We start from the raw sequence: 26,954 nt of genomic DNA on the forward strand, positions 1-26,954 counted from the left end.
GCTACATCCCCAGTGCGGTGCGGGCGTTGGTCCATGCGTCGGTGCAGTGCCTCGGGGTTTCGCCCTTGGCCTGCGCGGCGGTGAAGAGCCGCGCGACATGGGCGTCGGTGAGGCAGCCGCACCGGCCATGCGTGGACAGCACGGCGAGGAACGTGCAGTACACGGTGGCGTGGATGGCGCTGCGGGCCTCCGTGATGCGCTGTTCGGCCATGGCGATGCCACGATCGAGGTAGGTGGGTGTGCGGTGCCGGCACTCCCCCTGCCTGCCCCTCAGGGGCACTGTGAGCGTCTGTGGCGTCCTGCGGGACGGGAGCGGCTCCTTTACTGCCAGCGCGCGCACAGCGTCAGGGAGAGCGACTGTGGCACCGGTGCCGTAACCGAGCCAACGGGCGTACTGCATGGACGACTTGATGTCGATGCCGGGCCGTACGGCGTTGGCGGACTGCATGACGCCCTGGTAGAGCCAGTGCTCGCCACGGGTTGTTGCCACGGTCCGTGTGGCGGGCAGGTTGGCGCGGGCCCATGCGATGGCTTCGGCGTTGTCGAGGTCGACGACGGTGAGGCCGGCGCCGCCGGGGTGGTAGGCCACCGCTGCCGCCTCGCGCCACGCCCGCCGCCACGTGGGCGAGTTGATGGTGTCTGGGGCGGTGGTGGCGGCGGCCCAGCCGTGGCACGGTTTGGGGCAGGTGCAGGGGCCGGGGGTCTTCATGTTCGGCCGGCCGCCGCACGCGTTCTTCGCGCAGGCCCGGCAGTTGCCGAAGGGGACCTTCCCGGCTCGTAACGGCAGTACCGGCACGCCGGCGGCTGCCAGGGAGAGCGCGGCATGCATGTGCTCTCCCCGAATGTCGGTCGGTTGCGTCATGCTGGGAGACCTCCACAGGTCTGTTGATGGCAGGTGGACAAGGGCGGCCCCGCGACTTTGGCGAGACGAGGGGGCCGCCCTTGGCGTAGCTAGAAGGGCGCTTTGGGCCCGCAGACGCAGGGCGCCTGCCCGCAGTCCTCGCCTGGGTCGTCAACACGGCGGGCAGCGGTGTCGTGGTCGCCGCACTGCTGCTGCCGCCATGCGGCGTACTGCTGGCGCACGTAGGCCCGTGGGTTGCAGCCCACGACGGCGCCGTCCAGGCCCATCAGCCGGGAGGCCAGGTCGAGGGCGCTGCTGCCGCTGGCGGTGTAGCCGGGGATGAGGCCGCTGGCCATGCGGTCCATGAGGGCCGCGCGGCGTAGCAGCCATTCACGCCCGCGGTCTTCGGTGTTGCTGAGCCACACCAGCTCGCCCCCCGGGTCGGGTGCGTTCGCGTATGCCTGGGTGGCGTTGGGCCAGTCCGTGACGTCTGGCCCGGGTGTGTGCTTGTGGTCGGCGCGGATGTAGACGCGGTGCTGGCCTTCCCGGCCCGGGTAGTGGCGTGCGGGGCCGGCCGTGAATGCGGTGTCGAGTGCGGTCAGGATGTGGTCGGTGTCGGCGGGGTCGCAGATGATCCGGATCTCGAACACGCAGGGCTCCTGTCAGCCGTTGAAGTGGTTGCGCTTGAAGACCGCTTTGCGGATGTGGAAGGTGTTGCCGCTCTTGGCGCCGGACGGTTTGAAGATCTGCACGGCGACGAATCCGCCGAAGAGCACGGCGGCGAGCGTGATGAGCTGGGTGATCAGCGCCGTGAGTGCGGTGAGGAACGTGGTGAGCAGCAGCAGTCCGCCGCACACGGCGAGGAATCCGACGCCCCCGAGCGCGACGTTCACCGCCGTACGGGAGACGACCGGCTTGGCCGCGACGGGCTCGGGCTGCAGGGGGTTCATGGCGTAGCCGGTGACGACGCGGCCGTCGGGCAGGACGACGCTCGCCACGGTCGGGACGGTGCCCGGCTGAACGGGTATGAGCGGCGTCGGCTGCATGGCGGCGGGGGTGATGGGGGTGGGCTGGTGGACTTCCACGGCCCGCTCAGCGGGCGCGTGGCGGGCGTGCTCGGGGTACATGCGGAATCCCTTCCGGCGGTAGGGCAGGGAGGCAGGGGCACCCCCTTGGGGGTGCGCTGCGGAGGGGGTTTTCGGGGTCTGACCTGGGGTGCCTCCCTGCCTCCCTGAACGATCATTCGTGCAGGTCAGGGCCAGGGAGGCGGGCCAGGGAGGAAGTTAGGGAGTTCTCCCTGTCTCCCTGACCCGAGGCGGGTTGCCTCCCTGTCACTCGGAGGCGGAAGCGGAACCCTCGTCGTCGCGGTTGGCGAGCGCGGCGGCGACGCGGTCGCGGGCGACGACCATGCGGCCGTCGGACTTGTACGGCTCCGCTCCGGCGTCGTCCAACACGCGCTTGAGGTCGAGGAACGACCAGCCGGCGTACGCCTCCCCGTCGAGCGCGCCGAGCCGGCTGATGACCTCCTGGGTCCGCACACGCGCATCGCTGCCGAGCACGGTCGCGATGTCGGCGAGCGGGTCACGCTCTTCGCCGCGCTCGATGGCGTGCAGGGTGGTGACCCCGTCGCGGAGGGCCTTGGCGCGGGCGGCGATGGCCTTGGCGTCGTCGTCGCCGATGTAGTGCGTGCGCACGGTGATGGACGACTGGCCCTTGGGGATGTCGATGCCGCTGGAGGCGACGACCAGGGTTCCCTGGTCCAGGCCGGGGCGCAGCATGTTGGGGGCGGCGCCGCCGTCGACGGCCTTGTCCCCGAGCGCCATGCGGGCCTGGGACTCGGTGCCCAGGGCGAGCGCCGCGCGGGTGTGCGCGCCCTCGCGGACCAGCTTGGGGAGGTTCTGGTCGGTGGGGTCCTGGGTGCCCTGCCACATCAGGACGTTCACGGCCCGGCCCTGGTTGTGGATCTTGCGGACGGCCATGAAGTACCGGGAGGTGGAGGACGAGCCGCCGTAGGGGCGCTTGTCCTCGTCCTTGAGCGGGCACATGAACGCGACCTGCGCCTCATCCACCACGCAGATCAGCGGTGGGAACTCCTTGCCCGGTTCGTGCTGGCGGGCCTCGATGCGGCGGTTCATCTCCTCGACCACGCCCTCGACCATCTCGGTCGCCTGGATGACGTGGTCATCGGTCGGTCCCTGGATGAGCACCGTGGCCAGGCCGTCGAACATGACCCAGTCACCGCCCTTGAGGTCGGCGAGACGGAACTCAACCGTGCGGTCCAGCGCGGCCCACAGGGCGAGGGCGCGAAGGGAAGCGGTCTTGCCCTGGTTGGACAGGCCCGTGATGAGCAGGTGGCGCTGATACAGGCTCAGCGCGGCGGCGTCGCCGCGCAGGTCCTGGCCCCACGGGGCGCGGCCCTTCTTGTAGTCGGCGGTCATGGTCTCGTCGGTGACCAGGGGCGACGGGCCGATCGGCTCGTCCAGCGCGCCGGAGTCGGCGATCCACAGGCGGACGGTGCGGGCGGCCTCGGGGATGGTGATGAACACCTCGTGCTCGTGCCGGGTGAGGTTCTCGGCGAGCTTCCGGCGGCGCTGCTGCACCTCGTTCGTCGCCACCCCGGAGGGGAGGGTGACGTCGACCTCGACACCGCATCCGGCGATCCGGATGGGGCCGAGCATGGAGGCGCCGGCGTCGCCCATGTCCTTGATGGCGTTGCGCAGCGCGGGAACCCCCAGGTCACGCAGCGCCATGACCACGATGGACGGGGTGATCGGCTCACCCTCACCGGAGCGCACGTTCGCGGGCAGTGCCCACTGCGGTGCGGCCTGCTGCTTGGAACCGACCGCCCACATGCCCAGCAGGGCGAACAGCGGTCCGAGTACGACCGCGTAGGGCCACACGACCTGCACGATCCGGATCAGGGTCGCGATGAAGTCGATGGTGGCCGCGAGCGGCGTGACGACGTCCTTGACGTCACCGTTGCTGATGGCCATCACGACCCCGAGCGCGACCAGCGCCCCTATCCCCATCCCGGCGCTGACTGCGGCGCCCTTGGCGACCTCAACCGGGGAGTGCAGCAGGTCCATGCGGCGGCGGTGCCGGGCATCGCGGAAGCGCTGCAAGCGCTCCTCCCATTCCTCCGCCACCTCGTAGTTCCCGGCGGCCTCGGCGGCGCGGAGCATGCGTTCGTAGCGGGCGCCGGTGCGCCCGTCCCAGGTGCGGCGGGCCACGATCCGGCCCCCGTTGAACGTGTAGAGGCCGTGGCGGGCGACAGCGCGGGCAGCGGACTTGGTGCCCTCGTGGGTTACCGCGGACTTCACCGCGCGCCCGGAGCGCACCCACAACGGCACGGGCCTGGCCGACGGGGCGTGCGGGACGACGGTCAGCGTGGTCACCTGTGCGTCCGGGGCGGAGGGTTCGAGGGTCTTGTGGAGGTGAACGACGTTCTCGGTCATGCTGGGAGGTCTCCTGACTGCCCTGATCAGGGCGGGAGTTGAGGAAGGGCGCCGGGGTGGGTCGTGTCCGTGGAAAGAGGCGAGCCGCCCCGGCGTTGTGGCTGGTCAGAGCCAGCGGGAAGACTTCTTCTTGGCCTTGGCGCGGGCGGCCTCGGTGACCAGGCGCTGACGCTCGACGATCAGAGCCGTCAGCTCCGCGTTCAGCCGCGTCTCGACGGCCGTGCCGATGGAGTCCATGCGGTTCTCCGCGCCGGCCGTGCTGCGGCCCTGGTGGATGCTGCGGGCGCCTCGGGCCATCGCGCGGGTCATGGCGAGCCGTTCGCGGCTGGTCAGCGGCCACCACTCACCCCGTCGCACGGCTTCGAGCTTGTTCTGTGTCCTGCGGATCTCACGGTCCAGGCGGCGGATTTCGGAGTTGCCCATCACGTACTCCTCGGAGTGTCGGCGGGGTCGGGGAAGGCACACAGAACGCACATGCCGAGCGAGCGCGGCAGGCAGTAGCTGTAGGTGATCCGGCACTTGGGGCAGGTGCGGCGGGCGAGCATCGCCAGCGCCAGCGCGCCCCACTTACGGGACGTCATCGGCCGGACGGGCTTGGCCAGGTCGATGCGGTAGAGGTAGGCCACCCTCGGGGTGCCGGTGCGGCGGTTGATGCGCATGGCCTGCGCCGCTATCGGCTGACCGCCCGGACGCAGACCCTCAGCCCGTAACTGCCGGCGCGTGGCCAGGCCGTCCGGAGCCAGGCGCCACGGATAGGTGGGCACCCCGTAGCGGGCACCGGACGGGTCGAAGCACTTGCCCCACGCGGCCGACATCAGCCGGCCCGCTCAGCAAGCAGGGTGTCGCGCAGCATCCGCGCGTTCGCGGGCGAGGTGCGCACCTCGCGCCGGATGCCCTCGGCAGTCACCTTCCCATCCGGCCAACCCGCCGTCGCCTTACGCGCTTCATCGAGCAACTGATCCCGGGTGCGCTTGGGTCGGGGCGATCGGGCCGCGTCGGGCAGTCGACCGGTCGCCCGTCGCGGCCGGGTCGACTCCGCCGGAACCGTCCGCCGCACGGGCGCCTCAATCTCGGGTGCGATCGGGGCGGGGGTCGCGGGCAGGGGCTTGAGCGGAGGAATCGACTTGCCCGCGTCGACCGCGACCGGATCCGGCACCGTCAGCCTGGACAGCGTCACCACCGGGCCGGGGGTCGATTCCCGCAGCTCAGCCATAGACCGTTTCATCGCCGTCTCGGTCAATTTCTCCGCATTCGCGACCGGTGCGGGATCGAGGGCGGGGGCGGGAGCCGTGCCGCCGAACATCGACGCGAGCGCGGCATCCGCACCGGCCGTGACCCGATCGCGCTGCACGTCCAGCAGCCTCGATCCGAGCGCCACATCGCCGACACCGACCCTGCGAGCCAGACGCCACGACTTGCGCTCCGACCACTTCCTGACACGGTCGCTCGGGTGCTGGGTGGCCCGGGCACGGTGGTAGGCGAGCGCCTGCACCAGGTCAGCGGTGCGGCGCTCGTGCTCCGCGTCGCGGCCGTCGGTGTGGACGACGATCCGCCGGGCGAGGAACGCCATGCCCTCGGCCGAGACAGACATGCCCATCGGGGTCAGGGCGTAGATGACGGTACGGCCCGCATCTGGTGCGGCCATGGCGCCCATGACAGCGGCAGCGGCCGGCAGCGCCCACAGGCCCGCCCGCACGATCCGCGGGGAGGACTGGCCCAGCATGGTCAGACCGAGCAGGACCAGCGCGAGCACGGCCGTGGCGCCCTCACCGGCGGCGAGCGCACCTAGCGCGGTGCCCTTGCCGTAGGAGTGGCTGATGTTGCTGTAGGTGCCGATCCCGCCGAACACGCCCGTGGCGAGCATCGGCACGAACGCGGCTGCCAGCACACCGATCTGAACCTTCGTCAGCTTCACGGTGGTCATCGCCTGCCCCCGTTCCGGCGGCCGTGGACCACCCAGCCGATGAACTGCATGAAGCAGCCGCCTGCGATCAGGTAGCGCCAGACGGGCTCATGGGTGACGAACGCGGCCGTGATGCTGGTGAAGGCAGTCAGCAGGCCCACCACGATCAGCAGCAGGGCCAGGCCGGTCGGGGAAGCGTTCGCCCTCATGCCGCACCGCCCGGCATGCTCGCGCTCTTGCGGTTGATCAGCGCGACTCGGGCGGCGAGCGCCCGGCGGCGGGCGCGGCGGATGCGCTGGTGGTCCAGCTCGGTCGGGGAGCGGTCCAGGGTGACGATCTGCGTGTCCAGCAGCTCGATGTCCGCCAGGATGACGGGCATCTCCTGCTCGATCGCGTCCAGCTCCGCGTCCGTCGGCTCCATGAAGTCGGCGAACGCGGTAACAGCGTCCTGAACAGTGACGATGGGGCTCATAGGGTCGTGTGTCCTTCCACAGAGGAACGGCCCGTCGCGGTCCCCGGGGTGCCACCCGGGGACCGCTCGCCGTTGAAGTCGGAATGTCCGGCTCCCCTCAGCGCTGCACGTGCGCGACGTGCAGCGGAGGCAACCGGCCGCCGCATCGATGCGGCGAAGGTCAGAGATGCGCGGACCTGAGCCGCGCTGGACACCTTTTGCGGGAGGTGACGGCCCGTCCTGCGCGATATGGATCTGTGCCTCAGTCCCGCTCCTCCGAGGAATCGCATCTCGGTCTCTTCGCGCGGCGTGCGTGCCCTTGGGCAGATCCGTTCTTTTGAGTCGGCACGTGTCCCTGACGGGAGATGACCGACTGGTCTCCACTCGCCTCGGCCGGTGTCGTCACGGCCGTCGTATCTGCGGTGGATCACGCTGTGGAGTTGTCATGCACCGGCACGGAGCCGAAGCCCTTGCGGACCGCTCGCTCCGGTGAATTCAGATTGACCTAGGTCAATCTGTCTGTCAAGAGAATCCGCCGAAGGATCAGAGATTGACCTAGGTCCGGCTACTCTCGATGTCATGGACAAGAGCCCCGAAGCGCCCAAGCAGACGCCCACGGCCAAGGAGATCGCGGCGCAGTTCCGCGAGAAGATTGCGGGCCCCGACCGCGAGTACGAGCCGGGCGACCAGCTCCCAGCCGCTCGCAAGCTCGCCAAGGAACTTGGCGTGCAGCTCATGACTGTTCAGAGCGCGTTCGGTCAGCTCCGTGACGAGGGGTTGGTTCTCACCCAGCAGGGTCGCGGCACGTTCGTCCGCGATCCTTCTGTACCCCTCGGCACCGAGCCGGGCAGCAGCCCGGCGTTCACCGCTTTGGCAACGGAACTCAACACGATTCATGACGCCCTGCGCGTACTTGGCGAGCGGCTTGATCGCCTTGAACGGCTCGTGGGTAGCGAGACTCCACCGTCGCCGTGAGTTCGTCCGCGCGCCTCAGCAGTCGTTCGACCTTGACGCGGGCCTCACACAAACTCGCCTCGATCAAAGCGAGTTCGGCGGGAGTCATGCCTTCCAGTTCGCCGCTTTGCTCATTGACCCCTGACATGCCAATGAGGATGTGGCCCGGAACGGCGGAGGACCCGGACAGACTGTCCGGGTCCTCTTTCCTTGCAGGTCAGGGCCGTTGACGAACCGTCATCGGGTTGCCGCATCCACTGTGTCGAGCACTGCCGTCCACGGCAGCGGGCGGCCCGCCGGCGCTTCCCGAGGCTCATACAACGGCCACACATCCGGTCCGTAGACGACATGCACGCCCCCCGCCCGGAGGGTGTCGATGTGGTGCTGCCATGCCGGGTGGCGAGCGTGCGCCGCGTTCACCCGAGGGAAGACGACGACCGGCAGATCGAGAGTGCCGATCGCCTCGCCCACCTGAGTCAGAGCCTGGTTGTCCATCAGGCCGGTCGCGAGTTTGGCGACCATGTTGGCCGACGCGGGAGCGACGACGTAGCAGTCCACCGGCGGGTGCGGTCGTGCCTCGCCGGGCAACCGGGGCTCATCGCGGACGGGTAGGCCGGTCAGCTTCTCCAGCCGCTCGACCTCGCCAATGAGCCGTAGCCACTGACCTGCGGTCGGCGTGAGCGTGACGGCCACCTGCCATCCGCGATCCATCGCGGGCTCTACGAGACCGGTACGCAGCGACTCAACGCCTCCGGCCGCAGACCCGACGACCCCGAGCACTCCACGCCTAGCTGAACTCACTGCACCGCCCTGCACCGCTGAGCCATCACGAACACTTCGGATGAACGCGAGCCACCAGTGACCGGAGACTGCTTGATCAGGTCCCGCAGCGTCTCGCGCACCCTGGGATTGTTGCGTACGAGCTGCGGCGACGTGCGCTCAGCCGTACGTAGCTCCGTGAACGCATCATCACCCTGTCCGGCGAGCGAGAGGGCGCGTGCGTAGTCGATCCGGTGCGAGACGCTGCGTTCCTGCGGCATGTGGTCGACGTTGATCCGCCCGTGCTCCACCACGTAGGACACGTTGTCGAGGTCCAGCTCAACGGACAGGCGGTGAAGCAGGACGTTCGTGGGCCCAAAGCCGGTCTGCCAGTAGTTCTCATCCGACCCGAGGTCGTCCGCGAGTTCCTCGGCTCGGTTCAGCAAGCCCGCCGCGGTGGGGCGGTCCTGGTGACGTGCTGCCGCTACAGCGGCGCGCAGGTGGATCATGCCCAGCAAGCTCAGTGCCGCTGGGTCGTTCTCGGTGACCCGCGACGATAGCCATGCGGCGGCCGTGTTCCCCAGTTCCAGGGCGTCGTCATACCGACCGTTGGCCAGGAGGGCGTGCGTACCGGAACGTGCGGCTGACGCCAACACGAGCGGGTCGTCCGACTCGTCAGCGGCCCGCATCGCGCGTTCGGCAGCGAGCCATGAGATGTCCGATTCGCCGATCTTCGCGAGCGTCGTAGCCGCGAGGTGGTGTGTACGGGCCGACACGGCCCAGCAGTCGCCACGATCATCGCCACTGCGCGCCGCTCGGTCCTCCAGCTCCTGAGCAGTCTGCAGAAGCGCGGGAAGAGCCGCGATGACGCTACCGAGTCGCCCTTCCTGGTAGTCGTTCCATGCCTGCTCCACGCGCACAGCCACCGGGGCGGGCGTCGGGAGCTGCACCTCTACCTCGGGCCCGAAGAGCAGGCGCGATAGCCGCCGCGGGGTCATGAGCGCGTCGCGTACGGCCGGAACGTCGTCCTGCTGCCTTTCGTCCTCCATAAGCACGGTCTGGCCGAGCAGGTCCCCGAGGGGCACGCGCAGGATGCGCGACAGCTCGGCGAGCATGTCGATACGGGGCGGCTTCCGGCGCCCCGTTTCAATCTTCGCCAGCCAGTCGGTGCTTCGGCCGACCAGGCCGGCCAAGACCTCTTGCGTGTAGCCGCGCCGCTTGCGGTAGAACGCGATCCGCTCGCCGATGCTGAGGTGATCTCCAAGACCACGCATTGCGTGCTGCCTCCTGCTGCTTGTGAGGGGCCGGTTTCACGGTACAGAACCGGTGATTGGGCGGGTAGCGGGCCTTGTCCACTACCCGAGCGAATAGGAGCGTGACGGGCAGGGAAGTGCGCGGCCCGGACACTTTGTCCGGGCCGCTGATCTCATGCTTTGCGTCTCAGGGCCGGGCCGCCTGTAGACCGTCCGACGGCGGCCAACGACAGTTGCCGTCCACTTCACACGCGGGTGCGTCAAGGCGTTGACCTGCGACGGAAGCCCTACCTTGCGGGTCGAGGGCGGCTCAGGCGTGGCCGTCGCTACACGCTGACCAGCGTTACGCGTCAAGTGGTCGCCTTGTCCGGCACCCTGACACGCGCCCTAACAACTCCCTTGCCCGAGTGCTACGGCAGGGCCTTTACCGCCTGGGTCGGTCCCGCCGTCATGAGTGCATCGAGTCGACGGGGAACTTGGCTGATCAGATTCTGGAGGCGGCTTCACGCCGTCGGAGGGCGCCGGTGGAGAACTCGGGCAAACAGCAAGGCAACTGGGAAGCGCCCCCGGGCCATTGCCGGTGTTTTCGTTCTCGCGTGCGGCCGGGAATGCCAGACTCGCGGCGAGTACTGCCACCAACGTCAGGAGAGTGGCGATGCAGAACAAAATGGCAATTGTGTAAATAGTCTCGGGTGTCGCTGGCCATTCCTTATTGGGCGGAGTTCCGAAGCCATCTTGCGCAAGGGTTCTATCCGCATGCCGAAACATCAACCAAGCAAATCCAAGTAGGATTGCCGCGGCGATGACCTCTAAGTAGACCGTGATGATGGCGGCATCTGAGATTCCACGAGTGATGCGGCTGAAAGTCTCGCCGCTGATCATTGCGACAACTGCACCCAGGCCGACTAGGAAGTATGTAGCGGTGGACGCCCTGTTCTGGTACGACCCCCGCCGTTCGTCCTCGTTTTGGGACGCCGCTTTGGCGGCGTCCTTCGGCTGGGTGAAGTAGCTCTTAAGGCCCATTAAATGCACTTGGCCGTGTTGACGAACTCGGCCAAGTTGTCTACGTAATTCCAAATTTCTTCTTGACTCAGTTCGGGTTCTTTGTGGGAATCCCGGATGCCCACAGCCAGAAACACCGTCTCGGCTGCCATTTCCCAAAATGTCGCGTTGTACTCTGTGTCGTGTTCGATGACGTAACCGCCGAGCACGTCAAATACTGTAGCGCGAGTTGCATCCATGTTGATGTACTGCCGTAGGTCGCCCACCACTCGTCGCTTGGTCCTCCTTTCAGCACGCTCGAAGGCGTCGTGAATGTACTCAGGGATACCGTTGGGCATAGCGACTCCTTCTCCGTCTCGCCTCATGCTCCCGCCTCGCTGCGGAGGTGCGCACACCGAAGACGCCCATCGGAGGTACAGCCCACCACGCCTCTCCAGCCGCACGCTGTTGGGGCTGCCTGCCGCACGAGCACGGCTAGCCCCTTTTAGTGCGATTGCCTGGCCGATCTTTTCCATCGACACAACCACAGCGGGTGCAAGGTCGCGGCTCGCCGGCAGCCCTGGTTTACTCCCTGTCTGCGTCTTCTTCTGCCATCGCATCCGCCATCGCGTCCCACTCGATTTGCTGACGTATCTTGGCAGCTCGCTCGTCCTCAATGAACCGTCTTGTGCTCTCAGGGCGGACCATGCGAGAGACCAGCGAATTCATCTTCTCCAGCACTTCAGCCGAGGGATGCTGTGGCGATTCAGACCTCAGCAATGACGGCTCCGCGTCCTGCTTGGTTGTGCTGATAAGGATGCGGGTCTGCCAGGAGCACACGATCAACCGCGGTCCGCGCCTGCGGAGTTCGGCGATGCCGACGAGGGTCCATCGCGCCTCCACCGAGGACCAGACGTGGTCTCCGATGCTGTGTGCCTTTGCCTCCCCGATGTGCTCCAGCCAGCCACGCGGCTCGTTGATCCAGCCCCGGGCGACAGCGGGACCCTCATCGGCCGCTTCCGCATCGAAGCACTCGAAACGGCCCGGCGTCAGGACTGTGTGACGGAAACGCGAGCTTCGCATTCGCCTGAATGCCTCGCGCCCCATGAGGCGAGCAGTGTTTGGTGATTCTAGTACTGCTTTTACCGCCTCATTATCCGGTACCGTCCTCTTAGTGAAACGATCGACCAGTTCGTTCATGTTCGTGAGATGAACGAACCGGTCCTCTATCCCTGCGAGATCTTCATTCATTGGGTGCTGATAGGGTGCGCCGTTGCCGAAGTCGTGAGTGTTGGCGCTGACGAAGTAGATCGTCTCGTCGGGGTGAGCCCGCGCGTAACTGACCGCGGTCAGCCAGATTGCTGCATCCCTCGCTCCAACCTTATGACCTTTGTTATCTGCATCGGCGCCTACGAGCTTGCACGGAGGTAGAACGTTCATCTCTCGAGCCAGCGCCTCGTTGAGGATGTCTGCGTCGGCCGCCAGGTTGTCGGCAACTGACTCAAACCGCTGACGCCAGTGGTGGGCATACCGGTCGATGTCGACGCGGGGGAGTTCTTGCGGTAGGGGCCAGGGGGTGTCTTCGGCGATCTTCTTCCACGCTGCCGAGGCCGCCTCGTACCGTTCCCGATATGGGTTGACGCGCTGGGCCACAAGCTCCTCCAGCGCTACCGAGGGGATGCCCACCTTCTCTGCGCCTGCGGCCCGAATGGTCTGGAGCAGGTCTGTCGTGACGGTGTCTGGCCCTTTGTAGAGGATGTTCGCGTCCAGGATGATCAAGGTGGGTGACTCCGCCTTCCTCGGATCGGGGTCCTACGGCCACACTCTCTCAAGATCTGATAGCCGGGCACAGCCGGTGGTCGAGACTGGAAGCGGCCGAGTGGGCTTCCCCAGATGAGCCTTGCGAACCGCCGGGCCGTCTCTGGGCCGTCCGGGGACGGCCGACGACTACCAACGACGACAGACAACGACCGCGTTCCCGCCGGTCAGAGCGACTCCGCGAACAGGGCTCCAAGGTAGCCGCGCCGCAACATCACTTCTTCGACGTGTGATCGACGCCTGATCCAGGCACCGAGGCACAGCGCCCGCGCCCCCGCTGTTCTACTGACAGCGGGGGCGCGGGCGTATGTTCTATTCTGCCTCTGCCGATGGACGACACGGGGGTGGACGGGATGCCGGAGCAGCACGAACACGACGATCAAGAACGCGAGTTCGACCTGAAGTGGGCGGACAACGCCGAGCACAAGGAGCCCTCGGCGCGGGCCCGTATGCTCGCCGCGCGCTGGAAGGAGAACCCGCCCGGGCCGGTGCCGTTCCGGGGTGAGCCCGATCATGTGGCACGGCGTCAGCGCAGGTCCGGATGGGTGTCCACGGCCATCGTGCTGGGCTGCGTCGCCGGGCTGATCGTGCTGCTGGGCTACATCAACTTCCGTGCGGGCTACTAGGCCGTCCGCCTGCGATTTCCGCACTCCCGGCCTTTGCCGGTCCTGGGGCCGATCACGACCCGTTCATGGGAGTCACCGGGTGCACACTGGGCAGTGGGACGAGTGCCTGAGTGCGCGGGGTGATGCGAGATGCAGAGCCGGTTCCGGAGTGATCGGCGGTTGACCGCCCGTATGGGGATCACTCTGTTTCTGCTCGGGTTGTTGTACGTGGCGTTCGTAGTCGCGTTGATCTTTCTGCTGAAGTCCTGGGTGCTCGTCGTGGTCGTGGCGGCGGCGCTGCTGGGGGCGCAGTACTGGTTCTCCGACCGGGTCGCGCTGTTCGCGATGCGGGGGCGGGTCGTGGAGCGGGAGGAGTATCCCGAGCTGCACGGGGTCGTCGACCGGCTGTGCGCCATCGCCGACATGCCCAAGCCCGTGGTCGCGGTGTCGGAGATGGACATGCCGAACGCGTTCGCCACCGGGCGGAATGCCGATCATGCCGTGGTCTGTGTGACCACGGGGCTGCTGCGGCGGCTGGAGCCGGACGAGCTGGAAGGTGTCCTCGCGCACGAGCTGTCGCACGTGGCGCACAAGGACGTCGCCGTGATCACGGTCGCCTCGTTCCTCGGCGTGATCGCGGGGCTGATCGTACGGTTCGCCTTCTACTCGCAGCTGTTCAGCGACGGGCGCCGGGATCAGAACACCGCCGTGATCTTCGCCGCCGTGATGGGCGTGTCCGCGGCTGTGTACGCGCTCAGCTTCCTGCTGATCCGGGCCCTGTCCCGGTACCGGGAGCTGGCTGCCGACCGGGCCGCGGCGCTGCTCACCGGGCGGCCCTCGGCGCTGGCGTCCGCACTGACCAAGGTCTCCGGCGACATCGCCCGCATCCCCACCAAGGACCTGCGGACGGCGCAGGCCTTCAACGCCTTCTACTTCACGCCGGCCCTGGGCCGCGAGCCCGGCATCGCGCGCATCTTCTCGACTCACCCGAGCCTGGAACAGCGGCTCGACCAGCTGGGGCGGATCTCCGCCGAGCTCGGCGAGGCGGCGGCTCCCGGAGGGGTGTGAGCATGGGGCTGCTGGACATTCTGCTGGGCCGTACGAAACCGGTCGCGCCCGATCTCGACCAGCTCTTCGGGCTGCCGTCGGCGGCGATCACGCTGGAGGCGGCGGCCGGGTTCCGGCCGACCGGGAGCGGGGCGGTGTGCTTCGCCACGGTCGAGGGCGCGGTCTTCGAGCAGACTCACCGCGAGGTGCAGGCGCTGCTGGACGCGGACGCCGAGCGCGAGGGCCGGCCGGTGCAGCTGACGCGGGACGGCTACGGCTACTCGTGGCTGGTCTCCCGGCGCGGTCCCGAGCAGCTGCCGGAGCTGGTCAACGACCTGCACGCGGTGAACAGCGCGATGGAGGTCAACGGCTTCGGCCCACAGCTGCTGTGCTCGCTGGCGGGATTCGAGTACGCGGGGGGCGACGGGTCGGAAGGGGGTGAGCCGGGGCGGCGGCTGGCGCTCGTCTACCTCTACAAGCGAGGCACCTTCTACCCCTTCGCGCCCGTGCCCGGTGCGACGGAACGCCGCGACAACCCGCTGGAGCTGCGGGTGCGGGCGGCGCTCGCGAACGACCTGCGGATCGAGCAGGACCTGAACCGCTGGTTCCCGCTGTGGGGCGCCCCCGGACTGTGACCGGGGGCGCCTTCGACTGCGGGCGCGACCACCGCGGCCTACCACCGCGGGTGGTCTCACTTGCTCTTCTCGCGCTCCTGCCGGCGCGACTCGAGAGGACGCTCGCGACGGTACCGGCGCTCCCACTTGGCCTGCATGTCACGGCGGTCGCGGTACGCGCGGTAGTCCGCGGGCATGGAGCCTCCTGACGGGGCCCCTCCCCCGCCACCGCCCGCGCCACCGCTCGGCGCGGAGGCGCTGCGGCCGTACTGCAGGTAGAGGAAGAGCACCGCGACGGCGGCCAGCCAGTAGAGGTGGTTGTCGAATCCTAAGATCACCAGGACGACGGTCCCGGAGATGACGATGGTGCCCATCACGGGCCTCCGTGAGCGTGGGTTGGATCTGGATCTGGTGGATCTCGAGCGGTGAGTGATGGATGCCCGACGGGGCGCTGGGGGATGGCGACCGTCCGTCGGTGCGTAGAGAGTAGCCCCGAGTCCGCAGGGTGACGCCCGCCCTGCGAAAAGCGGCGTGAACTGCTCCGTTACGCATGTCCAGGGTAGGGAGACGGTCACTCGGCGTGCATCTCCTTTTCCCGGGGCCCGAGTTCGGCCCGGTGCCCCTGTGAGTGAATGGGGCACATGACCGAGCTCCTCTCCTTCACACACACCCACGACGGTGAACTGCTCAGCTGCGTGTACGGCGGTGCCGCCGCCGGCCCGGAAGCGGCCACCGCCGTCCTGCTGCACGGCGCGGGCATCGGCAGCAAGGAACGGCTGCTCCCGCTGCTCGCCGAGTTCGTGTCACGCGGCTGCCACGGGCTCGCCCTCGACTTCTCGGGACACGGCGAAAGCAGCGGTGAGCTGAGGGAGTTGAGCCTGCGGAGGCGTTTCGAGCAGGCGGTCTCCGTGATCGACGCCCGCGTCCCGGCGGACGGTCCGCTGATCCTCGTGGGGTTCAGCATGAGCGGGCAGACGGTGGCAGACCTCGTCGCGCACTACGGTCAGCGTGTGGCGGCGATCGGGCTGTGCGCGCCCGCCGTGTACGCCGAGGAGGCCTGGGATGTGCCGTTCGGCGAGGGCGACGGACGGTTCAGCGAGATCATCCGCAGGCCGGACGGCTGGCGCGGGGCACCCGCACTCGATGTGCTGCGGGCGTACGAGGGCCGGGCGGTGCTCGCGGTGCCGGGGACGGACGCCATCATCCCGCCGGAGGTGACGGAGGCGGTACAGGACGCGCTGGCCGCGCACGCCCAGTTCACACGGTTCGAGGTGCCGGGCTCGGAGCACATGCTGGGGTTGTGGTTCCAGGAACATGCCGAGGACCGGCGGGAGTTCGTGACGGCGGTGCTGACCGGCCTGGGCGACCGGGGGTGGACGGCCACCCGGTCGTGGCTGGCCAAGCAGGTGCCGCAGGGGCGGGCGGTCGCCGGCACCGTCTTCGCGAAGGGCGGCTGGAGCTCGCAGATGCGCCGCCTCACCCTCGACGACGGCACCGAGCTCGCGCTGCGTACGTTCGTGAAGCCCTTCTTCCGCGGGCACGCGCCGGGACTGCTGACCCGTGAGGCGTCGGTCCTGACCCTGCTCGCCGCTCAGGAGGGCGTCCCCGCACCCGAGTTGATCGCCGTCGACGCCACGGCCGAGCACTGCGACCACCCCTCGCTGCTGATGTCGCACCTGCCGGGCCGGGTGCGGGTGGACGACGAGGATCTGGACCGCCGCCTGGACCTGCTGGCGGCCCAACTCGCCGCGATCCACCGGGTCGTACCGGACGAGCGCCCGCGGCCGTACCAGGCGTGGACGTCGGCGGAGCGGGTGCGCACGCCGTCGGGCGGGCTGTGGGAGCGGGCCGTGGAGGTGATCCGGCAGGAGCCTCCGGCGTACGACGGGTGCTTCCTGCACCGGGACTTCCACCCGGGGAACGTGCTCTTCCGGGGGACGGGTGAGGACTGCCGGATCAGCGGGGTCGTCGACTGGGTGGAGACCTCGTGGGGCCCCGCCGACCTCGACGTCGCCCACTGCTCGACCGCGCTCGCGCTGCTCCACGGACCGGAGCACGGCCTCGGCTTCCGGGACCGCTACGACGCACATGGCGGGCGGCGGCTCGCCAACGGGGCGGACCACCTGTACTGGCGGCTGATCGACGCCCTCGCCTACTCACCCGACGCGGCGAAACTCGCCGGGCCGTGGCGTGAGCTGGGGCGGACCGAGCTGACGCCCGAGGTGCTGGGCGGGCGGCTGACGGCGTACGTGGAGGGGTTGCTGGAGTCGTACGGCTGACCGCGCCGCCCGGGCCTTACGGCTGGGGTCCTCAGACCCCCGGCGCCGCCCTGACCACCCCGGCGCCGACGGCCGCGCCCAGGGCCGTGTGGTCGCTGAGCGTCTGGTTCGCGTAGGCGAGGGCAAAATCGGTGACCGCGCGGTCGAAGGTGTCGGCGCCGCCGAGGTAGCCGGCGATGGCGATGCGGTCGCCCGAGCGGGCGTGGGCGCGGGCGAGGGTGGTGCCGCACAGGCGGGCGTAGGCGAGGAGGTCCTCCGGGCTCATGCCGGCGACGTCCGTGGAGCCCTTCATGTCGCGCAGCTGGCGCCAGTAGAAGGCACGGCCCTGCGGCCCCGACATCCAGCCGAGGAAGATGTCACCGGTCGCCTGCATCAGACGCTGGCCCGCGACGACGCGATGGCCGGGGTGAACGTAGGGCCCGCTCGGCAGGTGTTCCTCCAGTACGGACGGCCGGGCCTCCTTGATCTGGAGGAACAGCGGGTCGTCGGTGTCCCGTCCGGCGAGCAGCACGATGAAGCAGCGCAGTCCGACGCTGCCGACGCCGACGACCTTGCGGGCGGCGTCCACGAAGCGGTAGCGGTCGAGGAGCAGGCGGCGCTCCTCGGAGAGCGTCGAGCGGTAGTCGCTGAAGATCTTGCGCAGTGCGGCCATGTCGGAGGTGCCGGCGCGTTCGAGGAGCGGCGGGTCGTGGATGATGCGCCGGCGTCCGTCGACGATCTCGGTCAGCCTGTCGAAGCCCCGCATGCTGGTGCGGCGGCGGGCACGGCCGAGGCTGGCCTCGATGCGGCGGCGGTCGCGGGTGGAGCGGACCAGGGGCAGGAGCTGCCGGCCGTCGATGCGCGTGTGCCAGACGGCGAGCTCGCCGAGCTGGGCCAGCCGCCGGATGGTGGTGCGGTACGCGGTCACGGCCTCCAGGGCCGCGCGGCCGGCCTTGGCGTCCGGGTGGCCGATCTCGCGGGCGGCCACGGCGACCGAGGCGGCGAGCCGTTTCACGTCCCACTCGAACGGACCGCAGAACGTCTCGTCGAAGTCGTTCAGGTCGAACAGCAGGGAGTGCTCCGGGGAGGCGTACAGGCCGAAGTTGAGCAGGTGGGCGTCGCCGCACAGCTGCACGGTGAGGCCGGTGTGCGGGGCGGCGGCAAGGTCGGCTGCCATCACCGCGGCGGCACCGCGCAGGAAGGCGAGCGGGGACGCCGTCATCCGGCCGTACCTGATCGGCAGCAGTTCCGGCAGCCGGTCGCGGCCCTGGCGTTCCAGTACGGCGACGGGGTCGGGCCGGTCGACGGAGGGGACCCAGGCGGCGTGGGCGGAGCGGGACACGTGCTTGCGGGCGGCCTTGCCGCGGCCGGCCCGCTCGGCGGGCGTCAGGGTCGTCACCAGGACACGATTCCGTCCACGGCCGTCCCGTGCACCGGCCGCCGTATGCCACGCCTGCCCATCACACCTCCCGCTGCCGCCGCCTGCTCGGGCGAAGTCCGCCACCCGGTCCGTCCCCCGGTTCTTCAGCCGGGCACCCGGTTCATCACCCTCCTGATCGCAGTGAAGGCGGGACCGGGGGTGTCTGCATGCCGGGTACGGCAATCGGGTGACGGGGCGTTTGTGTCTCGGGCGGTCGGGCGGGCCCGGGGGCGTGATCGGCGCGAGGGCCGTTGTCGGTGCGGTGGGGTCCGGGAAGATGCAGGCACTGGCGGTGTGACGGCATGACGGGTGGAGGCCGGGATGGGTGACGGGCTGCGGTACATCGGGGTGGCCGAGCGGCGGGCCCGGCTGGGGTTGCGGCATCGGCTGGCGGGGGCGGCTCGGGCCGGGCGGCCGGAGGACGTCGCCGAGTCCCTGGTAGCGCTGCACGGCACCGATCCGGCGACCGTGTACCTGGCCGTGGGGGCGCGGCTGGCGGAGCCCGCGAAGACCGTCGCGGAGACCGAGCGGGCCCTGTACGAGGAGCGGGCGCTGGTCCGGATGCACGGCATGCGGCACACCGTGTTCGTGTTCCCCACCGGGCTGACGGCCGTCGTGCACGCCTCGACCGGCCTCGCGGTGGCCGCCCGGGAGCGGGCCACGCTGGTCAAGCACATGGCTGCGGCGGGGGCGCCGGACGCGGCCTGGCTGGCCGAGGTCGAGGAGTCGGCGCTGGCCGCGCTGGCGCGGCGCGGACAGGCGACGGCGGCCGAACTCGCCCGGGACGAGCCGCGGTTGCGCGAGCAGTTCGTGTACGGGGCCGGGAAGAGCTACGAGGGCGTGCACACCGTTTCGACGCGGCTGCTGCGGGTGCTGGGCGTTGAGGGGAAGGTCGTGCGGGGGCGGCCGCTGGGCTCCTGGACGTCCTCGCAGTTCCGGTGGGCGGTGGCACCCGAGCATCCCGAGCTGGACGTGGCCGGGGCGCAGGCGGAGCTGGTCCGGCGCTGGCTTGCGGCGTGCGGACCCGCGACGGAGACCGACCTGAAGTGGTGGACGGGGTGGCGGGTCACCGAGGTGCGCCGGGCGCTCGCGGCGATCGGGGCGCGGGCCGTGGCCCTGGACGACGGGACGGGGTACGTCCTCGACGGCGACGACGGCCCGGTGGACGGGCCCGCGGAGCCGTGGGCGGCGTTGCTGCCGGGGCTCGACCCCACGGCGATGGGGTGGCAGCGGCGGGAGTGGTATCTGGCGCCGGGACTGTGGCCGTCGCTGTTCGACCGGAGCGGCAACGTGGGGCCGACGGTGTGGTGGAACGGGCGGGTGGTGGGCGGGTGGGCCCAGCGCCGGGACGGGGAGATCGTCTGGCGGTTGCTCGAGGATCTGGGGGGTGCGGAGCGGCGGGCGGTGGAGGCCGCGGTCGCCGTGGAGGCGGAGGCGTTGCAGGGGTGGATGGGGGCGGCCCGGGTGACGCCTCGGTTCCGGACGCCGCTGGAGCGGGAGTTGTCTGCGTAAGGGACTGTTCCGGGTTTTCCGGGTGCCCTCGACATTGAGGGCACCCGGCTGCGCTGTCTACCTCGAGTACCTCATGAGCGCCCGCACCATGTGGCACGTCGTGTCCGACGGTGGGTGGACGCCGATCGTCTGCGCGGTGCTTCGGATCGTCTCGTTGCGGGCCTGGTTCGGCATAAGGACGCCCGAGTCGAGCAGGGCGATCGCCAGGCGCAGGGCCTTGAGGCGGCGGTTGTGGGTGACGTACCACTCGCGCGGACGGCCCGGCGGCAGCGGCCGCTTCTCCACGGGCGCGTACGGCAGGTCGAGCAGGACCGGGTGCTTGGCGGTGGACTGGGTGGGCTTCGCCTTCAGTGCGGCAGCGGGCACAGGCATCCTCCTGTCGCGGTGGAGCGCCGGTCGGGTTCCCGGCGACGCTCTCGAACACTGACTCCAGTTTAGTGCCTGGCACTGACAATCGGGGGGTGCCGGACGTCCATGAAATCCCCTGGTCAGCAATGAAATTGGTGTCACGTCACGCCGGGTTCGGGAGGTGTGCGTGAGACGCCGGGAAATTCGAACACGGGTGACTCGGGATACGGTGAGCGGCATGGAGATCTGGATCAATCCGGCCTGCAGCAAGTGCCGTAGCGCCCTCACGTTGCTCGACGCCGAGGGGGCCGAGTACACCGTCCGCCGCTATCTGGAGGACGTGCCCAGCGAGGACGAGATCCGGGAGGTGCTCGATCGGCTGGGGCTGGAGCCGTGGGACATCACGCGGACCCAGGAGGCCGTCGCCAAGGAGCTCGGCGTCAAGGCGTGGGCTCGGGACGCCGGTTCTCGGGAGCGGTGGGTCAAGGCCCTGGCCGAGCATCCAAAGCTGATCCAGCGGCCGATCATCACCGCGGAGGACGGTACGGCCGTTGTCGCGCGCACCGATGACGCCGTGCGGGACGCCCTGTCCCGGGAGGGCTGACGGGTGAACTGACGAGTCCTCAGGCAGGATGTGACGCAGGTTACTTGGGCCAACTCCCGTGACCACTGAGTAACTTCGTTCGGCATCTCGTACATAGCGACGTACGCTCCCCTAGCTCTTCAGGAGGCGCGATGTCGCGTAGGAGAACTGTCAGCACGAAGAAGAAGCTCGCGCTGTTGCTGAGTGCGGCGACAGTGGCGGGAGGCGGCGCCTTCGTCATGGCGAGCACCTCGAACGCCTCGCAGACGCCGACCGTCAAGTCCGCCGCGGAGTCGACGGTCTGTCAGGGCCTCGCCACCGCCCTCGGCAACAACGAGCGGTTCATCGAGGGACAACGGGCCAATCCGGACGCGCAGTCCGAGGCGCGGATCGCCAACCGTGAGGCGGTCATCGCACAGATCAAGGTCCAGCAGGAGGCGTCCGGGTGTGGGGTTGGGGAGTCGGCTCAGGACTCCCAGGCTTCGCAGCCGGCGCCGAGCGCTCCCGCGGGGGGTGCCGGTGACGCGGGTGCCGGTGACGCGGGTGCCGGGGATGCCGGGAACGCGGGTGCCGGGGAGGCCGGCAACGCGGGGGACGGCGGCGGTGCCGCGGCATCGGGGCAGCAGGTCTGCAACGGGTCGACCGTCACCCTCTCCGGCGAGGGCGGGGCGCCGGCCGCGTCCAGCAACCAGTTCCCGGCCGGTACGAAGCTGAAGGTCACCAACCTGGACAACAACAAGTCCACGACGGTGGAGGTCACCTCGGTCTCCGGCAGCTGTGCGCTGCTCAACAACGCGGCCTTCGAGCAGGTGCGGGAGCCCGGCAAGTTCCTCATTCGCCGGGCGCTGATCGAGAAGGTGGGGTGAGGCTCCGCTAGTCACCTCGTACGTGTCTGGGTCCTGCTGCTCGCGGCCACGAGCGGCAGGGCCCGCGTGCGTGTGGCTGCGGGTGCTTCGTTCACTCCCATCGCATACGAGTCGGCCGTGTACTCCGTCCCGGCTGCCCCGGATGCCGCGGATGGGCGCTCACAGCGTGAAACGGGCCACACCAACACCAGGTAACACGGGGTTCACATTCGAGCAATGGCCGGGAAATCGCCTGTTGACAAGCTCCTGTAGCGCGGCGCCCCAGTGCCGCAGCGCCGCAGCGCCCGCAATACGCGCCTAGACCCACCCCCGAAGGATGTGGCCCGTGAGCTTCAAGGCTGAGTACATCTGGATCGACGGCACCGAGCCGACGGCCAAGCTCCGTTCGAAGACCAAGATTCTGGCCGATGACGCCAAGGGTGCCGAGCTGCCGATCTGGGGCTTCGACGGGTCCTCCACGAACCAGGCCGAGGGTCACGCCTCGGACTGCGTGCTCAAGCCGGTCTTCTCCTGCCCGGACCCGATCCGCGGCGGGGACGACATCCTGGTCCTGTGCGAGGTCCTGAACATCGACATGACGCCGCACGCCAGCAACACGCGTGCCGCGCTCGTCGAGGTCGCGGAGAAGTTCGCCGCCCAGGAGCCGATCTTCGGTATCGAGCAGGAGTACACGTTCTTCCAGGACGGCTACCCGCTCGGCTTCCCCAAGGGTGGCTTCCCCGCGCCGCAGGGCGGCTACTACTGCGGTGTCGGCGCCGACGAGATCTTCGGCCGTGACGTCGTCGAGGCGCACCTGGAGAACTGCCTCGCCGCGGGCCTGGGCATCTCCGGCATCAACGCCGAGGTCATGCCCGGCCAGTGGGAGTTCCAGGTCGGCCCGCTGGCCCCGCTCTTGGTGTCGGACCAGCTGTGGGTGGCCCGCTGGCTGCTCTACCGCACCGCCGAGGACTTCGGTGTCGCCGCGACGCTGGACCCGAAGCCGGTGAAGGGCGACTGGAACGGTGCCGGTGCGCACACCAACTTCTCCACCAAGGCGATGCGCGAGGGCTACGACGCGATCATCACCGCGTGCGAGTCGCTCGGTGAGGGCTCCAAGCCGCTCGACCACGTCAAGAACTACGGCGCCGGCATCGACGACCGCCTGACCGGTCTGCACGAGACCGCCCCGTGGAACGAGTACTCCTACGGTGTGTCGAACCGTGGTGCCTCGGTTCGTATCCCGTGGCAGGTCGAGAAGGACGGCAAGGGGTACATCGAGGACCGGCGTCCCAACGCCAACGTCGACCCGTACGTCGTGACCCGTCTGCTCGTCGACACCTGCTGCTCCGCGCTCGAGAAGGCCGGCCAGGTCTGATCGTGCCCAGTAGTTCCCGAAGGGGCGCCCACCGGGACGGTGGGCGCCCCTTCGCATCTGATGAGACGAGGGTCCCGTCGCGGGCAAGTGTCTGCTTCAATGGGGCCATGGCCAGCTTCCAGAAGTACTCCGCGACGGGTCGCCGTGACCTCGAGCCCTTCTGGCCTTCCCGTCAGCACCACGACTTCGACCGGGTGTGTTGCCGCGCGGTGAACGCGCGGGCCCTGTAAAGCCGTAACCTTCCGGCCTTCGGCCAGCGCGAAACGACGTACGTCTTCCCAACGGACCTCTCGCGCGAAAGAGCTGACCTCTCATGGCGACCACTCGTTCTCTGTCCACCGCCGCCACGCTCACCTCCCCGAACGGTTCGCGGCATCATCTGCGTGCCGTGGACCGGGACGAGGTGATCGACGTCGCGGACCTGCTGCCGCCGGGCGCCACCTGGCTGCCCGCTCCCCCGCACTCCCTGCCCACGCTCCCGGGGCAGCCGCCGATGATCGGCTACCTGGTGCTCGTCCCGGCCGACCAGCAGCCGCCCGTCGCGCCGGTCCCCGACACCGGCGGGGACCCGCTCGTCAGTGTCGACGCAGTCCGGCGTACCGCCGCGGTCGACGGGCGGGAACTCGACCTCACCTACCTGGAGTTCGAGCTGCTCGCCCATCTGGTGGCCAACCCCCATCGCGTGCACACCCGCGACCAGCTGGTCACCACGGTGTGGGGATACGGGCACGTGGGCGACGGCCGTACCGTCGACGTCCACATCGCCCGGCTGCGCCGCAAGCTGGGCGCCGAGCACCGGGACACCATCCGCACGGTGCGGCGGGTGGGATACAAGTACACCCCGCCGGTCGGGCGCTGAGCCGTCACGGCCGCCTCCCCTGATCTTCTGCTGACGGCAGAGTCCTGTTCCATCCCGCGCCCGTACCGTGCAGAGTCGGCCGTATGAGGCTTCTGATGCTGGGTGGTACGGAGTTCGCGGGGCGGGCCGTCGTGGAGGCGGCCCTGGGGCGCGGCTGGGACGTGACCGTCTTCCACCGGGGGCGGCACGAGCCGCCGGCCGGGGTGCGGTCGCTGCACGGTGACCGCACCGCGCCCGACGGGCTCGCCGCCCTCGCCGATGCGGAGGGCGACTGGGACGTCGTCGTGGACACCTGGTCGGCCGCGCCGCGTGCCGTACGGGACACGGCGCGGCTGCTGCGGGGCCGCGCCGGGCGGTATGTGTACGTGTCGAGCTGCTCGGTGTACGCGTGGGCCCCGCCCGCGGGCTACGACGAGAACGCGCCGCTGGTCGAGGGTGCGGAGGCCGGTGCCGAGCACACCGACTACCCGCGGGACAAGCGGGGCGGGGAACTGGCCGTCGTCGAGGAGTTCGGGGCGGACCGTTCGGTGCTCGTGCGGGCAGGGCTGCTCATCGGCCCGTACGAGAACGTCGGCAGGCTGCCGTGGTGGCTGACCCGGATGGCCCGTGGCGGGCCCGTACTGGCGCCGGGGCCGCGGGACCTGCCGCTGCAGTATGCCGACGTCCGTGATCTCGCGGACTGGATCCTGGGCGCGGCGGAGCAGGAGTTGAGCGGGCCGTACAACCTGATGAGCCCGCAGGGGCACGCCACCATGGGCACGTTCCTCGACGCGTGTGCGGCTGCCGGCGGCGCTACGGCGCAACTGCGGTGGACCGAGCCCGAGGTGATCCTCGACGCGGGCATCGAGCCGTGGACGCAGTTGCCGGTGTGGGTGCCGCCGGGCACCGACATGCACGACGCGCTGCACGCCGCCGACGTGTCGCGGGCGGTCGCGACGGGACTGCGGTGCCGGCCGGTCGAGGAGACCGTCGCCGACACCTGGGCCTGGCTCCAGGACATCGGCGGCACAGCACCCCAGCGGACGGACCGGACGGCGAAAGGGCTCGACCCGGAGGTGGAGGCCAAGGTCCTCGCGGGCGGGGGTGTATCTGGCACCACCCCCTGACCGGGGCCCCGGCCCAGTGACCCGCGCCGCCGGCTGCGTGAGACTGACGCCATGACCTACGACACGAAGAGCGGCACCGGCGGCGACCAGCGGACACGGGCGCGGGGCATGGGACTCGCGGCCGTACGGGGGCTGGCGCTGGCCCTGGTCTCGCTGCCGGGCGCCGTTCTGTGCTTCGTCCTGTCCCTCGTGTCCATAGCGCTCATCCCCATCGGCGTCGGCATCGTCACGACACCCTGGGTGCTGACGGGGGTACGGGCGTTCGCCGACTGGCGGCGGGTCCTCGCGGCCGAGTGGGGCGGGGTACGGATTCCGCCGGCGTACCGGCCGCTGCCGAAGGACGCCAACCCGTGGGCCCGCACCTTCGGGATGCTGGGCGACCCGGCGACCTGGCGGGACCTGAGGTGGCTGCCGGTCGACATGACGGCGGGGTTCGTCACCGCGCTGCTGCCGGCCGTGCTGCTCTTCTATCCGCTGGAGGGGTTCGCGATCGCGGCGGGACTGTGGCGGGTCCTGCCCGACGGGTACTGGTACGGCTTCGTGCCGGTCACCGGGCAGGCGTCCGCGCTCGGCGCCGCCGCCCTCGGCCTCGGCCTGCTCTTCGTCGCGCACTTCTACACGCCGCGCCTGCTCCAGGTCCACTTCCAGCTGACCCGCGCCGTTCTCGGCGCCGGCCAGGGAGAACTTGCCGAGCGCGTACGGGTGTTGACGGAAACCCGTCAGGACGCCGTAGACACCTCCGCCGCCGAACTGCGCCGCATCGAACGGGATCTGCACGACGGGGCGCAGGCGCGGCTGGTGGCGATGGGCATGGATCTCGGGACCATCGAGATGCTGGTCGACAAGGACCCGGAGAAGGCCAAGCAGCTCGTCGCGCAGGCCCGCCGGTCCTCCGCCGACGCGCTCGACGAACTGCGCGACCTCGTGCGCGGCATCCACCCGCCCGTGCTCGCCGAGCGCGGACTGGGCGACGCCGTACGGGCGTTGGCGCTGCGGCTGCCGGTCACCTCCGAGGTGAACGTGGAGCTGTCCGGGCGGGCCGAGGCGCCGGTGGAGTCGGCGGCGTACTTCGCGGTCAGTGAGGTGCTCACCAACGCCGTCAAGCACGCGGACGCCGACCGGATCTGGATCGACGTGCACCACACGGAGGGAAGGCTGCGCATCACCGTCACCGACAACGGCAGGGGCGGTGCGGTGATCGGGACCGGTTCGGGGCTCGCCGGAATCGAGCGGCGACTGGGTACATTCGACGGCGTCCTGGCCGTCAGCAGCCCCGCGGGCGGTCCCACCATGGTCACCATGGAGATCCCTTGCGCGTTGTCCTAGCCGAAGACCTGTTCCTGCTGCGCGACGGCCTGGTCCGGCTTCTGCAGGCCTACGACTTCGAGATCGCAGCGGCCGTGGAGACGGGCCCCGAGCTGGCCCGCGCGCTGGCCGAGCTGGAGCCGGATGTCGCCGTCGTCGACGTACGCCTGCCGCCGACGCACACCGACGAGGGGCTGCAGTGCGCGCTGGAGGCCCGCAGGAGGAAGCCCGGTCTGCCGGTGCTGGTTCTCTCGCAGCATGTGGAGCAGCTGTACGCGCGGGAGTTGCTCGCCGACGGCAGCGGCGGGGTGGGGTATCTGCTGAAGGACCGGGTCTTCGACGCGGACCAGTTCGTGGACGCCGTACGGCGGGTCGCGACGGGCGGCACGGCGATGGACCCGCAGGTGATCCAGCAGTTGCTGTCCCGGCGCGCGGCCGACGACCAGCCGCTGGCGCGGCTCACGCCCCGCGAGACGGAGGTGCTGGAGCTGATGGCTCAGGGGCGGACGAACGCGGCGATCGCCGAGCGGCTGGTCGTCACGGAACGGGCGATCGCCAAGCACACCGCCAATATCTTCGCCAAACTGGGCCTGGAGGTGTCGGACGACGACAACCGTCGCGTGCTGGCGGTTCTCGCGTATCTCGACCACGGCCGGTGAAAA

Annotated in this window: 29 protein-coding genes; 13 read left to right on the forward strand and 16 right to left on the reverse strand. The window is 69.7% G+C overall.

The genetic code is table 11. From position 1 onward, the window contains the following. Position 1: 1 nt before the first annotated feature. The 9 genes from AB5J55_RS11580 to AB5J55_RS11620 form a co-directional block, all read right to left on the reverse strand. Entirely contained in the window at positions 2-862 is an 861-nt protein-coding gene (locus AB5J55_RS11580; RefSeq protein WP_369270579.1) for a bifunctional DNA primase/polymerase, read from the reverse strand. A gap of 89 nt (positions 863-951) precedes the next feature. Then, complete coding sequence (locus AB5J55_RS11585) at positions 952-1,491, reverse strand: hypothetical protein (protein ID WP_369270580.1); 540 nt, start codon at positions 1,489-1,491, stop codon at positions 952-954. Between the two features lie 12 nt (positions 1,492-1,503). Next, on the reverse strand, positions 1,504-1,968 hold the full coding sequence (locus AB5J55_RS11590; protein ID WP_369270581.1) for a hypothetical protein: 465 nt from the start codon (positions 1,966-1,968) through the stop codon (positions 1,504-1,506). Between the two features lie 204 nt (positions 1,969-2,172). Further along, positions 2,173-4,296 carry an FtsK/SpoIIIE domain-containing protein gene (locus tag AB5J55_RS11595; RefSeq protein ID WP_369270582.1) on the reverse strand — a complete coding sequence of 708 codons (2,124 nt, stop codon included), beginning with the start codon at positions 4,294-4,296 and terminating at the stop codon, positions 2,173-2,175. 105 nt (positions 4,297-4,401) lie between these two features. Then, positions 4,402-4,719, reverse strand: a complete 318-nt coding sequence (locus AB5J55_RS11600) for a hypothetical protein (protein ID WP_369270583.1) — start codon at positions 4,717-4,719, stop codon at positions 4,402-4,404. Continuing rightward, positions 4,719-5,111 (reverse strand): RRQRL motif-containing zinc-binding protein, encoded by a 393-nt coding sequence (locus AB5J55_RS11605; RefSeq protein WP_369270584.1) that lies wholly within the window; start codon positions 5,109-5,111, stop codon positions 4,719-4,721. The genes AB5J55_RS11600 and AB5J55_RS11605 overlap by 1 nt, the downstream gene beginning before the upstream one ends. Then, the gene (locus tag AB5J55_RS11610; protein WP_369270585.1) at positions 5,111-6,220 is read right to left on the reverse strand and encodes a conjugal transfer protein; all 1,110 of its coding nucleotides are present in this window, start codon (positions 6,218-6,220) and stop codon (positions 5,111-5,113) included. Before AB5J55_RS11610 ends, AB5J55_RS11605 begins: the two co-directional genes overlap by 1 nt. Next, complete coding sequence (locus tag AB5J55_RS11615) at positions 6,217-6,408, reverse strand: hypothetical protein (protein ID WP_369270586.1); 192 nt, start codon at positions 6,406-6,408, stop codon at positions 6,217-6,219. Before AB5J55_RS11615 ends, AB5J55_RS11610 begins: the two co-directional genes overlap by 4 nt. Next, positions 6,405-6,671, reverse strand: a complete 267-nt coding sequence (locus tag AB5J55_RS11620; protein ID WP_369270587.1) for a DUF6284 family protein — start codon at positions 6,669-6,671, stop codon at positions 6,405-6,407. The genes AB5J55_RS11615 and AB5J55_RS11620 overlap by 4 nt, the downstream gene beginning before the upstream one ends. A 558-nt stretch (positions 6,672-7,229) precedes the next feature. Here AB5J55_RS11620 and AB5J55_RS11625 point away from each other — a divergent pair. After that, the gene (locus AB5J55_RS11625; RefSeq protein ID WP_369270588.1) at positions 7,230-7,625 is read left to right on the forward strand and encodes a GntR family transcriptional regulator; all 396 of its coding nucleotides are present in this window, start codon (positions 7,230-7,232) and stop codon (positions 7,623-7,625) included. 216 nt (positions 7,626-7,841) lie between these two features. Here AB5J55_RS11625 and AB5J55_RS11630 read toward each other — a convergent pair whose 3' ends face one another. The 4 genes from AB5J55_RS11630 to AB5J55_RS11645 all read right to left on the reverse strand — a co-directional run bounded on the left by AB5J55_RS11630 (position 7,842) and on the right by AB5J55_RS11645 (position 12,376). Then, positions 7,842-8,420, reverse strand: a complete 579-nt coding sequence (locus tag AB5J55_RS11630) for a flavoprotein (protein ID WP_369270589.1) — start codon at positions 8,418-8,420, stop codon at positions 7,842-7,844. Next, positions 8,402-9,637, reverse strand: coding sequence for a helix-turn-helix domain-containing protein (locus AB5J55_RS11635; protein ID WP_369270590.1), 1,236 nt, complete (start codon positions 9,635-9,637; stop codon positions 8,402-8,404). Before AB5J55_RS11635 ends, AB5J55_RS11630 begins: the two co-directional genes overlap by 19 nt. Before the next feature lie 1,001 nt (positions 9,638-10,638). Further along, entirely contained in the window at positions 10,639-10,956 is a 318-nt protein-coding gene (locus AB5J55_RS11640; RefSeq protein ID WP_369270591.1) for a hypothetical protein, read from the reverse strand. 226 nt (positions 10,957-11,182) lie between these two features. Next, complete coding sequence (locus tag AB5J55_RS11645) at positions 11,183-12,376, reverse strand: PIN domain-containing protein (protein WP_369270592.1); 1,194 nt, start codon at positions 12,374-12,376, stop codon at positions 11,183-11,185. 392 nt (positions 12,377-12,768) lie between these two features. Here AB5J55_RS11645 and AB5J55_RS11650 point away from each other — a divergent pair, with 392 nt between their 5' ends. The 3 genes from AB5J55_RS11650 to AB5J55_RS11660 all read left to right on the forward strand — a co-directional run bounded on the left by AB5J55_RS11650 (position 12,769) and on the right by AB5J55_RS11660 (position 14,702). Continuing rightward, the gene (locus AB5J55_RS11650) at positions 12,769-13,041 is read left to right on the forward strand and encodes a hypothetical protein (RefSeq protein ID WP_369276160.1); all 273 of its coding nucleotides are present in this window, start codon (positions 12,769-12,771) and stop codon (positions 13,039-13,041) included. A gap of 129 nt (positions 13,042-13,170) precedes the next feature. Further along, complete coding sequence (gene htpX / locus AB5J55_RS11655; protein WP_363037489.1) at positions 13,171-14,088, forward strand: zinc metalloprotease HtpX; 918 nt, start codon at positions 13,171-13,173, stop codon at positions 14,086-14,088. A gap of 2 nt (positions 14,089-14,090) precedes the next feature. Continuing rightward, complete coding sequence (locus AB5J55_RS11660; RefSeq protein WP_369270593.1) at positions 14,091-14,702, forward strand: hypothetical protein; 612 nt, start codon at positions 14,091-14,093, stop codon at positions 14,700-14,702. A gap of 56 nt (positions 14,703-14,758) precedes the next feature. Here AB5J55_RS11660 and AB5J55_RS11665 read toward each other — a convergent pair whose 3' ends face one another. Then, complete coding sequence (locus AB5J55_RS11665) at positions 14,759-15,055, reverse strand: hypothetical protein (protein WP_369270594.1); 297 nt, start codon at positions 15,053-15,055, stop codon at positions 14,759-14,761. A gap of 258 nt (positions 15,056-15,313) precedes the next feature. Between AB5J55_RS11665 and AB5J55_RS11670 the strand changes: the two genes are divergently transcribed. Then, entirely contained in the window at positions 15,314-16,960 is a 1,647-nt protein-coding gene (locus AB5J55_RS11670; protein ID WP_369270595.1) for an alpha/beta fold hydrolase, read from the forward strand. Between the two features lie 31 nt (positions 16,961-16,991). On the opposite strand, the gene AB5J55_RS11675 is transcribed toward AB5J55_RS11670, so the two are convergent. Continuing rightward, positions 16,992-18,341, reverse strand: coding sequence for a DUF2252 domain-containing protein (locus AB5J55_RS11675; RefSeq protein WP_369276161.1), 1,350 nt, complete (start codon positions 18,339-18,341; stop codon positions 16,992-16,994). Positions 18,342-18,680: 339 nt separating this feature from the next. On the opposite strand from AB5J55_RS11675, the gene AB5J55_RS11680 reads away from it, so the two are divergent. Further along, on the forward strand, positions 18,681-19,871 hold the full coding sequence (locus tag AB5J55_RS11680) for a winged helix DNA-binding domain-containing protein (protein WP_369270596.1): 1,191 nt from the start codon (positions 18,681-18,683) through the stop codon (positions 19,869-19,871). A 57-nt stretch (positions 19,872-19,928) separates the two neighbouring features. Here the strand turns inward: AB5J55_RS11680 and AB5J55_RS11685 are convergent, their stop codons facing one another. Next, on the reverse strand, positions 19,929-20,237 hold the full coding sequence (locus tag AB5J55_RS11685) for a hypothetical protein (RefSeq protein ID WP_369270597.1): 309 nt from the start codon (positions 20,235-20,237) through the stop codon (positions 19,929-19,931). A 220-nt stretch (positions 20,238-20,457) separates the two neighbouring features. Here AB5J55_RS11685 and AB5J55_RS11690 point away from each other — a divergent pair, with 220 nt between their 5' ends. The 7 genes from AB5J55_RS11690 to AB5J55_RS11720 all read left to right on the forward strand — a co-directional run bounded on the left by AB5J55_RS11690 (position 20,458) and on the right by AB5J55_RS11720 (position 26,951). After that, positions 20,458-20,823, forward strand: a complete 366-nt coding sequence (locus AB5J55_RS11690) for an arsenate reductase family protein (protein ID WP_369270598.1) — start codon at positions 20,458-20,460, stop codon at positions 20,821-20,823. Positions 20,824-20,954: 131 nt separating this feature from the next. Next, a complete protein-coding gene (locus AB5J55_RS11695; protein WP_369270599.1) occupies positions 20,955-21,668 on the forward strand; it encodes a hypothetical protein in 714 nt (237 codons plus the stop codon). A 325-nt stretch (positions 21,669-21,993) separates the two neighbouring features. Then, positions 21,994-23,022, forward strand: coding sequence for a glutamine synthetase (gene glnII, locus AB5J55_RS11700; protein WP_369270600.1), 1,029 nt, complete (start codon positions 21,994-21,996; stop codon positions 23,020-23,022). Between the two features lie 313 nt (positions 23,023-23,335). Then, complete coding sequence (locus AB5J55_RS11705) at positions 23,336-23,881, forward strand: winged helix-turn-helix domain-containing protein (protein WP_328882114.1); 546 nt, start codon at positions 23,336-23,338, stop codon at positions 23,879-23,881. A gap of 83 nt (positions 23,882-23,964) precedes the next feature. Next, a complete protein-coding gene (locus tag AB5J55_RS11710; RefSeq protein WP_369270601.1) occupies positions 23,965-24,987 on the forward strand; it encodes an NAD-dependent epimerase/dehydratase family protein in 1,023 nt (340 codons plus the stop codon). A gap of 51 nt (positions 24,988-25,038) precedes the next feature. Beyond that, positions 25,039-26,313, forward strand: a complete 1,275-nt coding sequence (locus AB5J55_RS11715) for a sensor histidine kinase (protein ID WP_369270602.1) — start codon at positions 25,039-25,041, stop codon at positions 26,311-26,313. After that, the gene (locus AB5J55_RS11720) at positions 26,298-26,951 is read left to right on the forward strand and encodes a response regulator (RefSeq protein WP_369270603.1); all 654 of its coding nucleotides are present in this window, start codon (positions 26,298-26,300) and stop codon (positions 26,949-26,951) included. The genes AB5J55_RS11715 and AB5J55_RS11720 overlap by 16 nt, the downstream gene beginning before the upstream one ends. The last annotated feature ends 3 nt before the right edge of the window (positions 26,952-26,954 follow it).

Source organism: Streptomyces sp. R11 (assembly GCF_041051905.1).
In the GTDB taxonomy this organism is placed as follows: Bacteria; Actinomycetota; Actinomycetes; order Streptomycetales; family Streptomycetaceae; genus Streptomyces.

Coding starts and splice junctions, on each gene's coding strand:
- AB5J55_RS11580 (WP_369270579.1), bottom strand. CDS start 862: ATGACGCAACCGACCGACATTCGGGGAGAGCACATGCATGCCGCGCTC.
- AB5J55_RS11590 (WP_369270581.1), bottom strand. CDS start 1,968: ATGTACCCCGAGCACGCCCGCCACGCGCCCGCTGAGCGGGCCGTGGAA.
- AB5J55_RS11595 (WP_369270582.1), bottom strand. CDS start 4,296: ATGACCGAGAACGTCGTTCACCTCCACAAGACCCTCGAACCCTCCGCC.
- AB5J55_RS11600 (WP_369270583.1), bottom strand. CDS start 4,719: ATGGGCAACTCCGAAATCCGCCGCCTGGACCGTGAGATCCGCAGGACA.
- AB5J55_RS11605 (WP_369270584.1), bottom strand. CDS start 5,111: ATGTCGGCCGCGTGGGGCAAGTGCTTCGACCCGTCCGGTGCCCGCTAC.
- AB5J55_RS11610 (WP_369270585.1), bottom strand. CDS start 6,220: ATGACCACCGTGAAGCTGACGAAGGTTCAGATCGGTGTGCTGGCAGCC.
- AB5J55_RS11615 (WP_369270586.1), bottom strand. CDS start 6,408: ATGAGGGCGAACGCTTCCCCGACCGGCCTGGCCCTGCTGCTGATCGTG.
- AB5J55_RS11620 (WP_369270587.1), bottom strand. CDS start 6,671: ATGAGCCCCATCGTCACTGTTCAGGACGCTGTTACCGCGTTCGCCGAC.
- AB5J55_RS11625 (WP_369270588.1), top strand. CDS start 7,230: ATGGACAAGAGCCCCGAAGCGCCCAAGCAGACGCCCACGGCCAAGGAG.
- AB5J55_RS11635 (WP_369270590.1), bottom strand. CDS start 9,637: ATGCGTGGTCTTGGAGATCACCTCAGCATCGGCGAGCGGATCGCGTTC.
- AB5J55_RS11640 (WP_369270591.1), bottom strand. CDS start 10,956: ATGCCCAACGGTATCCCTGAGTACATTCACGACGCCTTCGAGCGTGCT.
- AB5J55_RS11650 (WP_369276160.1), top strand. CDS start 12,769: ATGCCGGAGCAGCACGAACACGACGATCAAGAACGCGAGTTCGACCTG.
- htpX (WP_363037489.1), top strand. CDS start 13,171: ATGCAGAGCCGGTTCCGGAGTGATCGGCGGTTGACCGCCCGTATGGGG.
- AB5J55_RS11660 (WP_369270593.1), top strand. CDS start 14,091: ATGGGGCTGCTGGACATTCTGCTGGGCCGTACGAAACCGGTCGCGCCC.
- AB5J55_RS11665 (WP_369270594.1), bottom strand. CDS start 15,055: ATGGGCACCATCGTCATCTCCGGGACCGTCGTCCTGGTGATCTTAGGA.
- AB5J55_RS11670 (WP_369270595.1), top strand. CDS start 15,314: ATGGGGCACATGACCGAGCTCCTCTCCTTCACACACACCCACGACGGT.
- AB5J55_RS11680 (WP_369270596.1), top strand. CDS start 18,681: ATGGGTGACGGGCTGCGGTACATCGGGGTGGCCGAGCGGCGGGCCCGG.
- AB5J55_RS11690 (WP_369270598.1), top strand. CDS start 20,458: ATGGAGATCTGGATCAATCCGGCCTGCAGCAAGTGCCGTAGCGCCCTC.
- AB5J55_RS11695 (WP_369270599.1), top strand. CDS start 20,955: ATGTCGCGTAGGAGAACTGTCAGCACGAAGAAGAAGCTCGCGCTGTTG.
- AB5J55_RS11705 (WP_328882114.1), top strand. CDS start 23,336: ATGGCGACCACTCGTTCTCTGTCCACCGCCGCCACGCTCACCTCCCCG.
- AB5J55_RS11710 (WP_369270601.1), top strand. CDS start 23,965: ATGAGGCTTCTGATGCTGGGTGGTACGGAGTTCGCGGGGCGGGCCGTC.
- AB5J55_RS11715 (WP_369270602.1), top strand. CDS start 25,039: ATGACCTACGACACGAAGAGCGGCACCGGCGGCGACCAGCGGACACGG.